The following is an 11103-nucleotide window of genomic DNA, read 5'->3' as shown; positions in this document are numbered from 1 at the left end:
GGAACAAGATCATGGGCGGTAATCTCGCCAAGTCCCTGCAGGGCGATGTCGAGGCGCTGGTCGCGGCCGCCGAGGCGGTGCTGGTATGAGCACCAGGTACTGGCTCGCGGTCGTCTCCCGCGATCATGTCCGCCGGGGTGTGGAACTCGGCTTCGCGCAGGCCAATCACGGCAAGCGCGCGGCCGTGGAACGCATGAAGGCCGGGGACGGACTGGTCTACTACTCGCCCCGCACCGGCATGCGCGAGGGCGAACCGATCAAATCCTTCACCGCCATCGGCACCGTCGCCGATGGCCCGGCCTGGCAGGTCGAGGAACAGGGCGGCTGCTTCCGCCCCTGGCGGCGCGCGGTCGACTACGACCGCGCGGCCCGCGAGGTCCCCATCGACGACCTGCGCACCGAGCTCGACCTGACCAGCGTCCCCAACTGGGGGATCGTGCTGCGCCGCGGCCTGGTCGAGCTCACCGCCCACGATTTCGACCGCATCTCCCGCGCTATGGTCGGGCAGTGATGGCGAATGACGGATTGCGCACCGAATTCGAGCACGCCGACGAAAGCCCCGGTCTCTTGCTCTGGCAGGTGACCAACCGCTGGCAGGCCGCGCAACGCGCGGCACTGGCCCCCTTCGACCTGACTCACGTCCAATTCGTCCTGCTCGCCTCCCTGACCTGGCTCACCAGCCGGTCGGGCGGCGACCCCGTCACCCAGCGCGACCTCGCCGACCACGCCGCCACCGACCCCATGATGACCTCCCAGGTGCTGCGCACCCTGGAACAGAAGGGCCTGCTGGAACGGCGCGATCACCCCACCGACCGCCGCGCCAAATCTCTCGTTCCCACCGAATCCGGTGCGGCCCTGGTCAATCGGGCGATCGGCGCCGTCGAAACCTGCGACCGCGACTTCTTCGCCCCCCTCGGCGACCACACCCCCCGCTTCACCGCGGCATTACGCCAACTCCGCGACCGCGGCTAGTCCAGGTCTCCCACAGCAGCGGCCACAGCACCTGCGCCGCCACCGCGCAGACCAGGGGCAGGGCCGTCAGATGTGCGGCGAACAGGCCGAGGAGCACGGCGAGCAGCGTGCAGGGCAGCGGCCAGACCAGGGTCCACCGCCAACCCGCGCCACTGCGCACGCCGCTCAGGCCCACGACCGCGAAATAGCATGCGGCACCGCCGCACAACGCCCAGCCGGCACCGGTGCTCAGATGTCCGTGGGGGTGATCCATCGCCAGACCCAGGCCGGCGGCGAGGGTGGCCAGGCCGCCCGTGATGCCGCAGTGCGTGAGCATGATGCGCTGCCACGGTTCGTCGGCCGCGGCGACCGACTCGGTCATCAGGCGCGGCACGAAACCGAACAGGAGGGTCAACGCCCACAGCCCGGCCAGGATCACGAATGCGGCGAAGGCCAGGCCCAGCACGGCGGCGGTCCACAGTTGTCCGCCCAGCGCGGCGATGATGCCGATGACACCCTCGCCGAGCACGATGATCACGAACAGCCCGAGCCGCTCACCCAGGTGCGCCGGATCCGCGTGCACCGCTTCCATTTTCGTCACTCGATCGGGATCGAAGCGCGGGTTGCGCTCGGCCCGCTGCAATCGGGCGCGCAGCCGCTTGCGCACCTCGGCCAGCATCTGCTCGCCGCTGACCGCGAACATGATCCACAGATCCAGCGCCAGGCCCGCGGCCCACAGCCAGTACTTCGCCGGTTCACTCACCCACAGCGAGATGATCCACGGGTACACGCCGATGGTGAGCTGCACCGTGGGCCAGTCGACCACGATCTTGCCGCGACCCCACAGATGTTCGGATCCGAGCCGCACCAGTACGTAGACCGCCGCGAAGGTGGTGGCGTGCCGGTCGGGAATGCCGGGGACGGCCGCGGCCATCAGCCCCAGGCCCAGCATGGCCGACAGCATCAGTACCACCCGCGCCTGGTCCCGAGCGATATTGCCGTACAGCGTGATGCACGCCCAGACCATCCAGAACGCCAGGTAGAGCACCACGTACAACCCGAAGTCGCCGAGTGACGGACCGCGATGCAGCAGGTGCGTCAGCTGGCCGATCCCGGCGACCGCCACCAGGTCGAAGAACAATTCCATCCAACTCGCATGACGTTCGTGCGTCTCATGCGTCTCCCGCGTCTCATCGACCACGTCCGCACGCTAACCGGACGTTTTCTCAACCGTCCAGTTTCCGTGCCGCCGCGCGGAGGGCCACCACGCCTGTCGGAGGGCACTGTCATGATGGAGCGCGTGACTGCCGCGACCACCCAGGCCCAGCTCCGGCTCGACGAACTCGATGCCGAGCAGGCCGCGGCCGTGCGCGCACCCCGGGGACCGGTCTGCGTGCTGGCGGGCGCGGGTACCGGCAAGACGCGCACCATCACCCATCGCATCGCGCACCTGGTCTCGGCCGGGCATGTGCGTGCCGACCAGGTGCTGTCGGTGACCTTCACCGCCCGTGCGGCGGGGGAGCTGCGGAATCGGCTGCGGGCCCTGGGTTTGAGCGGTGAGGCCGGGCAGGTGCAGGCGCGGACCTTCCACGCCGCGACGCTGCGGCAGCTCAAATACTTCTGGCCGCAGGTAGTCGGCGAGGTGCCGTGGCGGCTGATCGACGGCAAGTTCCCCATCGTGGCCCAGGCCGCCGGCCGGGCCGGGCTGCCCACCGACACCGACAGCCTGCGCGACCTGATCGGCGAGATCGAATGGGCCAAGGGCTCGCTCGTCGCGCCCGAGGACTATGCGGGCGAGGCGGCCCGCCGCCACCGCGATGTGCCCTACGAGGCGAAGAAGGTCTCGGCGGTCTACACCTATTACGAGGCCCTGAAGAACACCCCCGACGGATTGCTGCTCGATTTCGACGATCTGCTGCTGCACACCGCGGCCGCGCTCGAGGACTATTCGTCGGTGGCCGAGGAGTTCCGCGGCCGCTACCGGTGTTTCGTGGTGGACGAGTACCAGGACGTCACCCCGCTGCAGCAGCGGGTGCTCGACGCCTGGCTCGGCGATCGCGACGACCTGACCGTGGTCGGCGATGCCAACCAGACCATCTACTCCTTCACCGGGGCCAGCCCGGCCCATCTGCTCGACTTCTCCCGCCGCTTCCCCGACGCCACCGTGGTCCGCCTGGAACGCGACTACCGCTCCACCCCGCAGGTGGTGTCGCTGGCCAACCGGGTGATCGGTGCGGCCCGCGGCCGCATCGCGGGTACCCGGCTGCAGCTCATCGGCCAGCGCGCCGACGGCCCGGAACCGACCTTCGCCGAATTCGACGACGAGCCCGCCGAGGCCGCCGCCGTCGCCAGGGCGGTCGCCAAACTGCTCGGAAGCGGTATTCCCGCAGCGGAAATCGCGATCCTCTACCGCATCAACGCGCAATCGGAGGTCTACGAGCAGGCGCTGACCGAGGCGGGCATCCCGTATCAGGTACGCGGCGGCGAGGGCTTCTTCCACCGGCCCGAGGTGCGGCAGGCGGTGTCGGCGCTGCGCACGGCCGCCAACCGCGACGACCTGCCCGATGCCCGCGGCGAGCAGCTGGTCACCCTGGTGCGCGCGGCGCTGGCCCAGGTCGGGCTCACCAAGGAGGAGCCGGTCGGCGCCCAGGCCCGCGAACGCTGGTCCTCGCTGATGGCGCTGGTCCAGCTCACCGAGGAACTCGCCGAACAGGATCCGGACCTGGAACTGACCGGCCTGCTGCGCGAGCTGGCCGCCCGCGCCGAGGCCCGGCACCCACCGACCGTGCAGGGCATCACCCTGGCCTCGCTGCACGCTGCCAAGGGTCTGGAGTGGGACGCCGTCTTCCTGGTCGGCCTGGCCGACGGCACCCTGCCCATCCAGCACGTACTCGGCCCGGACGCAACGGTTTCCGACGAGGCCGCCCTCGAGGAGGAACGCCGCCTGCTCTACGTCGGCGTCACCCGCGCGCGGGAACATCTCCAATTGTCCTGGGCCCTGGCCCGTTCCGCGGGCGGCCGCAAGGTGCGCCGCCGTTCCCGCTTCCTCATCGGCCTGGTCCCCGACGACTCGCCGGCCTCGCGCATCGCCGCCCACACCACCGAGCGCCGCAACGGTCCCAAGCGCGTCCACCCGACCTGCCGCATTTGCGGTCGGCCGCTGCTGAATACGCAGGCCACCATGCTCGGCCGCTGCTCCCGCTGCCCCGCCGACATCGACCCGGAACTGCTCGAGGCACTGAAGGAATGGCGGCGCGAGAAGGCCGAGGAGCTGTCACTGCCACATTTTGTGGTGTTCAGCGATACGACCCTGACCGCCATCGCCGAACAGCGCCCGGCCGACGACCGAGCCCTGGTGGCGATTCCCGGCATCGGGGCCAAGAAACTGCAGGCATACGGTGCGGATGTCCTCGCGATCGTCCGATCGCGGCTACGGGACTCTTCCTAGTCCGTGCGAAGAATGTGCGCAAGCCCCTAAAACCGCAGGTCAAAAATAGGTTGTGCGCATCCGTATAGATACCTAGTGTGGTTCTCACGCACCGGGGAAGAACCCGCGTGTTCCAAGCACTGATCGCTACGAGTGAAGGAGGGAGGCAGACCGATGAACAACATTTCGAGCTTCGTTTCGACCGGCAGCATCGCCGGCCGTCCGGCGACGGCATGCGTCATGTCCGTCGTGTCCGTCTCCCGGGGGATCCTCGCGCCCAAGGGGATTCGTATGTCCGGCGTGAATGGCGATCTTGGTCTTCAGGTCTTTGCAAGCAAAGCCCAAGCGGATCAGCAGATCGTGATCAAGCAGGACAAGCCCAAGGGTGACTGGCACCCGGCTGCCGTGTACGCGGCCGTCGAAACCCTCGCAGTCGCAACCGGAACCGAGCGTCCGGTGCATCTGCTGGCAGCCCGTCCCCGCACTACCGACCCAGCGACCGTGATCAGGAGTCGACACCGAAGTCGACTCAGGTAGGGAATCACTCCCAGACCTCCTGGCCACGGATCGCGAACCCCGCGAAACCGTGGCCAAAGTTTTATCGGCCCTGCAGCCACCGGCACCGGTTTCGCGAAACACCGAACGACCGATGCACGAGCTGAAGGAGCCCGACGTGTCCACCACGGTCATCCGTGAACGAGTGACATGCCGCAACACCGTGGCCAACACGACGACCCGCACCCGCCGGGGAGTCACCATCACCCTGCCCTGCCGAGTCGGCAACCCGGACCTTTGGTTCGCCGAGGCCCCCGCCCAGCTGGAAGAGGCGAAGGCGCTGTGCGCGTCCTGCCCGATCCGCCAGGGCTGCCTGTCGGCCGCACTGGATCGCGGTGAGCCCTGGGGCGTCTGGGGCGGTGAGATCTTCGACCAGGGTGTCGTGATCGCCCGCAAGCGCCCGCGTGGCCGCCCGCGCAAGGTCGCGGTGGCATGATCGCCCCGGCTTCCGGGGGAGTAGAACGCATACGACCCGCTTACCAGACGGTAGGCGGGTCGTTTTGCGTCGCAGGGGAATTCAGCTAGCGGCGCGGAGGGTCTCGACGTAGCCGGGGACCCAATCGTTCATGAGCTTCATGAAGGGGATTTCGGCGTCGAGCTGGGCGCAGATCCCTACCGACCCGCCGAGGACTCGGAAGATCATCACGTGTTCCGCCGGGAGTTGCAGGGAGCGAGCGGTTTTCATCATGTCGGCGTTGGAGATGTCGGTGGCCTTGCCCGCCACGCGCTGCATCCACCGGCGGGTGAAGTGGAAGGTTTCGGTTTTGATGGGGTCGGTGAAGGGTCGCAGGTAGTCCTGGATCTCCTGGATGCTGACGGTCTTGCCCGGGATGACCCAGCCGTTGTCGTGCAGCAGCGCCGTCAGTTCGTCGTAACGCTGCTGGACCTCGAGCGCCACCATCTGGCCCAGGATCTTGGGGAAGCCATTGGGCAGGGGAGCGCAGGCGCCGTAGTCGATGACCGCGAGGCGGCCGTCCTCGAGCACCATGAAGTTGCCCGGATGCGGATCGGCGTGCAGCAGGCCCGCGATCGACGGTGAGCTGAAATGAAATTCGCCCATCAGCGAGGCCGTCCGATTGCGCAGGTCGACCGTGCCGTCCGGGTCCGCCATGCCGCGCTGAATGATCTTCGAGACCGGGGTGGCATTGTCCAGCCACTCGGTGACGATCACCTTCGGTGCGCTGGCCACCACCTTCGGCACCAGGAAGCGCGGGTGCCCCTCGTAGGCCCGGGCGAACTGGCGCTGATGCCCGCCCTCGATCCGGTAGTCCAGCTCCTCCTCGGTGCGCTCACTGATCTCGGCGAGGATCGGCTTGATGTCGGCGCCCGGAATGAGCGCGCTCATCATGCCCGCCATCCGGTTGAGCGTCTTGAGATCGGCGCGCAGCGCCTCGTCGGCGCCCGGGTACTGCACCTTCACCGCGACCACCCGGCCGTCGGACCAGATCGCCTTGTGCACCTGGCCGATGCTGGCCGAGGCGGTGGGCGCGTCGTCGAATTCCCGGAATCGTTGCCGCCAGCCGGTTCCCAGCTGCTGGTCCAGCTGCCGATGCACGGCCGCGGCCGGCATGGGCGGCGCGGCGGCCTGCAGCTTGGTGAGCGCCTCGCGATAGTGCTCGCCGAACTCCTCCGGGACGGCGGCCTCCATCACCGACAGCGCCTGACCGAACTTCATGGCGCCGCCCTTGAGCTCACCGAGCACGGCGAAGAGCTGTTCGGCGGCCTTCTGATTCAGCTCGGCGTTGATCTCCTGTTTGTCTCCCCCGGCAAGTTTGCGGCCGAAACCCACGGCCGCCCGCCCTGCGATGCCCAGTGGAATCTTGGCCAGCTTGGCATTGCGGGAAGAGCGCTTGCTCACAATCTCTGACACGTTCCCATCATGCCGATGTCCCAGACGGTCCGCCATGGGATTGGGGTGTTCTTCCGGGTTAGCGGCGATAGTGGTTTCCATCACACCACCGCGCTTTCACGGCAACCGCAGCTCGGATGGACGGGCCACGGACGCCGATCCAGGTGCGGAATCTCCGGATCCCATTCGAGCGTGGCATGCAGCGTGGCCGGCGGGTGCTCCGCCCGGCCGAAGGACACGGTCTCGATCTCCTGCAGCGCCAGGGCCGCGGTCACGGCCACCCCCGCCGGGGACGCGTACCCGACCCGCCCCAGCAACTGCGCCGCCAGTTGCGGCCACGCCGGTTCGGACTCGGCGCGATACAGGTCCGCGCAACGCAGACAACCGGTTTCGCCCGGCAGCACCAGCGGGCCGACGATCCCGCGCCCATCGCGGATGCGGACCTGCAGATGGGGAATGCGGCGGCGCATGAGCGCGGCCACCAGGGCCGGATCCGGGACCAGGGTGTCGGACAGCACGAGCAGATCCGGCCGATCCGCCTCGAGGCTCTCGATGCCCGGCTCTCCGTAGCGCGCGTGGGAGTGCTTGGCCCGCAGGCCGATTCGGCGCAGGCCGTCCAGCAGTGCGTCCGCCAGCGGCCCGCGGCCATGGACCCGCACCTTCCGCAATCGTGCGCGCGGCCCATCCGCGGCCAGCAGCTCCGCGGCCGCCATCTGCTCGAGCAGCGACTGCGCGATATCGGTCCCGAATCCCAATTCCCGGGCCTGCCAGAGAATCTCGGCCTGGGTGCGGGACCCGTCCAGTAGCCGCAGCAACGCGGGCACCGCCTCGATCGGCCCCGGCGGTTGCAGGATGACCGCGTGCTCGGGATCCCAGCCGAGCTGGACCGCACCATTCGGGCGCACCAGCACGGTGATTCGGGGATGGAGCATCGGTCCACGGGTCGGCAGCACAGTCGTCATGCCATCAGCGTGCATGCTCCCGGAAACGCCGAAACCCGCGAAAACGCTTGTTCATCAGCGCTTTCACGGGTTATCCACAACTCGGGTCGGGGCCTTGCGGCCATCCACAGGTCAGGCGGTGGCATCGCCCTCGGGCTTGTCGCCGGTGGCATCCTCGCCCTTGCCTTCCTTTTCGGCGCGCTCCCGCGCCTCCGTCTCGGCCAGCTGCGCCAGCGGATCGTCGAACACCGCCGCGCCGCCGCCCAGCACCGAATCGATGAAGCCCGCCGGGGCGTCCAGGTCGGAGGAGTCGGGCAGCAGGTCCGGGTGCGCCCACACGCCGTCGCGCTTCTCCAGCCCGGCGTCGGTGGTCAGCCGCCGCCACAGCGCCGCGGCCTCGCGCACCTTGCGCGGCCGCAACTCCAGACCGACGAGCGTCGCGAAGGTCTGCTCGGCCGGCCCGCCGGTGGCGCGACGACGGCGCAGCGTCTCGGCCAGCGCGCCCGCACCGGGCAGCCGATCGCTCACGGCGTCGGTGACCACGGTCTCCACCCAGCCCTCGATGAGCGCCAGCAGCGTCTCCAGCCGCTCCAGCGCGGCCTTCTGCTCGGGGGTGGTCTGCGGTTCGAACGTGCCCTGCGACAGCAGCTCTTCCAGCTTCGACGGATCCTGCGCCAGTGCCATGGGATCCAGGTTCTGGGCGGCCTGCTCGATGGCCGAGAAGTCCATCTTGATGCCGCGCGCGTAGTCCTCGACCGCGCCCAGCACCTGCTGACGCAGCCACGGCACGTGCGCGAACAGCCGCTGGTGCGCGGTTTCGCGGGCGGCCAGGTAGACCAGGATCTCGCTCTCCGGCTGCTCGAGCCCGGCGCTGAATTCCGAGATGGCCGCGGGCAGCAGCGCCGCGGTGCCGTCGGGACCCAGCGGCAGGCCGATGTCGGTGGAGGTCAGCACCTCCTTGGCGAGCTGGCCCAGGGCCTGGCCCAGCTGCGAACCGAATGCGAGTCCGCCCATTTGGCCGAGCATTCCGAACATCGGCGCTGCGAATTCCCTGGCCTCGGCCGGGAGTGTGGCGGTCCACATGCCGGAAACCTGTTCGGCCACCGGATCACACAGCCGCTTCCAGGTGGGCAGCGTCTCCTCGATCCAGTCGTTGGCGGTCCACGCGACGGTCTTGGTCGCGCCGGCGGGGAAGGTGGTGGCGGCGTCGAGCCACAGCTCCGCCAGGTGCGCCGCGTCGGCGACCGCGCTCTGCGCGCCGGACGAGACGGGCGGGACACTGGACCCGAGCTGCTGGCGGGCCAGCCGCTTGGCGATGTCGTAATTGACCGGACCGGTCTGTGCGCCCGGCTGTCCCATGCTCGAGAACATGGCACCCAGCTGCGTCAGCATCTGACCGAGTTGCGAGGGATCGAATCCGCCGCCGCCCGGACCGCCCATGGCGAATCCGAACGGGTTGTTCGCACCAGAATCGCTGGACTGGTCCCCGGGCTTGCGCTCCGGATCGTCGTCGCGATTCGAGAATCCGAACGGAAAATCACTCATACCCACTACGGTACTGGAGCCGCGGACCACGCGAACCGCCGAGCGGAGCGCGGCAATGGCCTCGATGACCAGTACCCTTGGCCGCGTGAACCGTCGGATATTCACCCTGCTCGCCGCTCTGGTCCCGATTCTGGCGCTGGGCATACTTGGCAGTGTCGTCACCGTTCCGTTCGTGGCGCTCGGACCAGGGCCGACCTTCAATACGCTGGGCGAAGTCGACGGAAAACAGGTGGTCGACGTGCAGGGCGCGCCGGTGAAACCGGTGTCCGGCAATCTCAATATGACGACCGTCTCCGTTCGCGATCGGCTGAATATTTTCGAGGCGATCGGCTTGTGGATCGACGGCCAGCACGGTTTGGTGCCGCGCGCGGAGGTCTATCCGCCGGGACAGTCGCGTGATGATGTCGACAAATCCAATCAGCAGCAGTTCAAGGATTCCGAGGACTCCGCGGAATTGGCGGCCCTCAACTATCTGAAGCTGCCGACCGCGGTGCAGCTGGCGAATGTCGCCGACGACGGTCCGGCCAAGGACGTTCTGAAGAAGGGCGACGAGATCGTCAGTATCGACGGTAAGCCGATCGCCACCACCAAAGACGTTGTGACCGCGGTCTCCTCGGCCAAGCCCGGCACCACCATCCCGGTGGTGGTCCGCCGCGACGGCGTCGAGCAGACCGCCGAGATCACCCTGGGCGCGCGCCCAGACGATTCCGGCAAGGGCTACCTCGGCATCACTCCCGACGAGGTCAACAAGGGCCCGATCAAGGTCGACTTCAACCTCGGCGAGATCGGCGGCCCGTCGGCGGGGCTGATGTTCACCCTGGCCCTCGTCGACAAGCTCACCACCGGTGACCTGTCCGGCGGCAAGTTCGTCGCGGGCACCGGCACCATCGACCCCGACGGCAAGGTCGGCCCGATCGGCGGCATCCAGTACAAGATGATCGCCGCCCGCGAAGCCGGTGCCGAAACCTTCATGGTCCCCGCCGCCAATTGCAACGAGGCCGCTCAGCGCACGCCCGCGGGCCTGCGCCTGGTCAAGGTCGAAAACCTGTCCGGCGCAGTCCAATCGCTCGAGGACATCAACGCGGGCAAGGAAGTCACCAGCTGCGGCTGACCTCGTTCAGAAGTCGTCGGGATCGTTCTCCAGCGTGTGGCGCAGGGCTTCGACCAGATTCGGGGCGAGGTTCGGGGCGGTGCGCAGATCGAGGTCGCCGAAAGGATCCTCGTTCTCCTCGCTGGGCCGGACCTGCAGCAGCGACAGCGAGGTGCCGTCGCGCAGGACACCGACGAACAGGCGGGCGTCGCGGCGCTCGGCGTGGGTCATGGCCGCGCGGCGGGCGGCCTGGTCGGCGGCGTCGCGGTCGGCGAGCAGGGGAGCGATGGCATCGTCGAGGGTCTGCTCGGCGGCCGGCGGCAGCACCACGATCTGCTGTACCAGTACACAGCCCTCGACCGACGGCGGCCAGCTGGTGGTGGCGAGGAATTCGTCGAGCGCCATGGCGTCGGCCTCGCCCGCGATGTCCTCGGGGAAGGGTTCCTGCGCAATGGGAGTCAGGGCGTTCTGCTCGTCCAGCTGATCGAGCAGCGCGGGTTCGGCGGCGGCCAGGTCCGCGGTCGGTACCAGGGCGAACATCTGCGGCGGGCGGTCCCAGCCTTCGCCGTCGACATATTCCGCGACTTCCCGGATACACCGGTACAGGGCCGAGGCCGCCCACTGCTCAGGATTCACCCGGCAATCCTCGCATCCCGCTCATGTCCGGCCCACGCGGCAGGTGTTCGGCCGCGCGGCGGGCGTTTTACGTAGAGTGGGGCGCGAACGGTCCCCTGGGACCAACTCG

11 protein-coding genes are annotated in these 11103 nt (G+C 68.6%); 6 read left to right on the top strand and 5 right to left on the bottom strand.

Annotated features, from left to right (window positions below; all coding sequences use genetic code 11):
• Window positions 1-85 precede the first annotated feature (85 nt).
• Together ACWEQQ_RS20920 and ACWEQQ_RS20915 are read left to right on the top strand one after the other, a co-directional pair.
• The gene (locus ACWEQQ_RS20920; protein ID WP_452345676.1) at window positions 86-511 is read left to right on the top strand and encodes an EVE domain-containing protein; all 426 of its coding nucleotides are present in this window, start codon (window positions 86-88) and stop codon (window positions 509-511) included.
• Window positions 511-972 carry a MarR family winged helix-turn-helix transcriptional regulator gene (locus ACWEQQ_RS20915; protein ID WP_452349353.1) on the top strand — a complete coding sequence of 154 codons (462 nt, stop codon included), beginning with the start codon at window positions 511-513 and terminating at the stop codon, window positions 970-972. Before ACWEQQ_RS20920 ends, ACWEQQ_RS20915 begins: the two co-directional genes overlap by 1 nt.
• Here the strand turns inward: ACWEQQ_RS20915 and ACWEQQ_RS20910 are convergent.
• Entirely contained in the window at window positions 935-2152 is a 1218-nt protein-coding gene (locus tag ACWEQQ_RS20910; RefSeq protein WP_452339042.1) for a low temperature requirement protein A, read from the bottom strand. The two genes, ACWEQQ_RS20915 and ACWEQQ_RS20910, sit on opposite strands and share 38 nt — an antisense overlap.
• Window positions 2153-2242: 90 nt before the next feature.
• On the opposite strand from ACWEQQ_RS20910, the gene ACWEQQ_RS20905 reads away from it, so the two are divergent.
• The 3 genes from ACWEQQ_RS20905 to ACWEQQ_RS20895 all read left to right on the top strand — a co-directional run bounded on the left by ACWEQQ_RS20905 (window position 2243) and on the right by ACWEQQ_RS20895 (window position 5369).
• Window positions 2243-4399, top strand: a complete 2157-nt coding sequence (locus ACWEQQ_RS20905) for an ATP-dependent DNA helicase UvrD2 (protein ID WP_452349352.1) — start codon at window positions 2243-2245, stop codon at window positions 4397-4399.
• A 153-nt stretch (window positions 4400-4552) separates the two neighbouring features.
• A complete protein-coding gene (locus tag ACWEQQ_RS20900) occupies window positions 4553-4915 on the top strand; it encodes a hypothetical protein (RefSeq protein WP_452349343.1) in 363 nt (120 codons plus the stop codon).
• Between the two features lie 112 nt (window positions 4916-5027).
• Window positions 5028-5369: a WhiB family transcriptional regulator gene (locus ACWEQQ_RS20895; protein ID WP_379379392.1), complete on the top strand. Its 342-nt coding sequence runs from the start codon at window positions 5028-5030 to the stop codon at window positions 5367-5369.
• A gap of 81 nt (window positions 5370-5450) precedes the next feature.
• On the opposite strand, the gene ACWEQQ_RS20890 is transcribed toward ACWEQQ_RS20895, so the two are convergent.
• The 3 genes from ACWEQQ_RS20890 to ACWEQQ_RS20880 form a co-directional block, all read right to left on the bottom strand.
• Window positions 5451-6839, bottom strand: a complete 1389-nt coding sequence (locus ACWEQQ_RS20890; RefSeq protein WP_452339241.1) for an ABC1 kinase family protein — start codon at window positions 6837-6839, stop codon at window positions 5451-5453.
• 44 nt (window positions 6840-6883) lie between these two features.
• Entirely contained in the window at window positions 6884-7744 is an 861-nt protein-coding gene (locus ACWEQQ_RS20885) for a TOMM precursor leader peptide-binding protein (RefSeq protein WP_452349342.1), read from the bottom strand.
• Window positions 7745-7855: 111 nt separating this feature from the next.
• On the bottom strand, window positions 7856-9268 hold the full coding sequence (locus ACWEQQ_RS20880) for a zinc-dependent metalloprotease (RefSeq protein WP_452339044.1): 1413 nt from the start codon (window positions 9266-9268) through the stop codon (window positions 7856-7858).
• 85 nt (window positions 9269-9353) lie between these two features.
• On the opposite strand from ACWEQQ_RS20880, the gene ACWEQQ_RS20875 reads away from it, so the two are divergent.
• Window positions 9354-10379, top strand: a complete 1026-nt coding sequence (locus tag ACWEQQ_RS20875; protein WP_452349341.1) for a YlbL family protein — start codon at window positions 9354-9356, stop codon at window positions 10377-10379.
• A gap of 6 nt (window positions 10380-10385) precedes the next feature.
• Here ACWEQQ_RS20875 and ACWEQQ_RS20870 read toward each other — a convergent pair whose 3' ends face one another.
• Complete coding sequence (locus tag ACWEQQ_RS20870; RefSeq protein ID WP_452339045.1) at window positions 10386-10994, bottom strand: PPA1309 family protein; 609 nt, start codon at window positions 10992-10994, stop codon at window positions 10386-10388.
• Window positions 10995-11103: the final 109 nt, after the last annotated feature.

It is taken from the genome of Nocardia sp. NPDC004123 (genome assembly GCF_053603795.1).
Note: the sequence above shows the minus strand (reverse complement) of the source record. Positions and strands in the feature narration are given on the sequence as shown.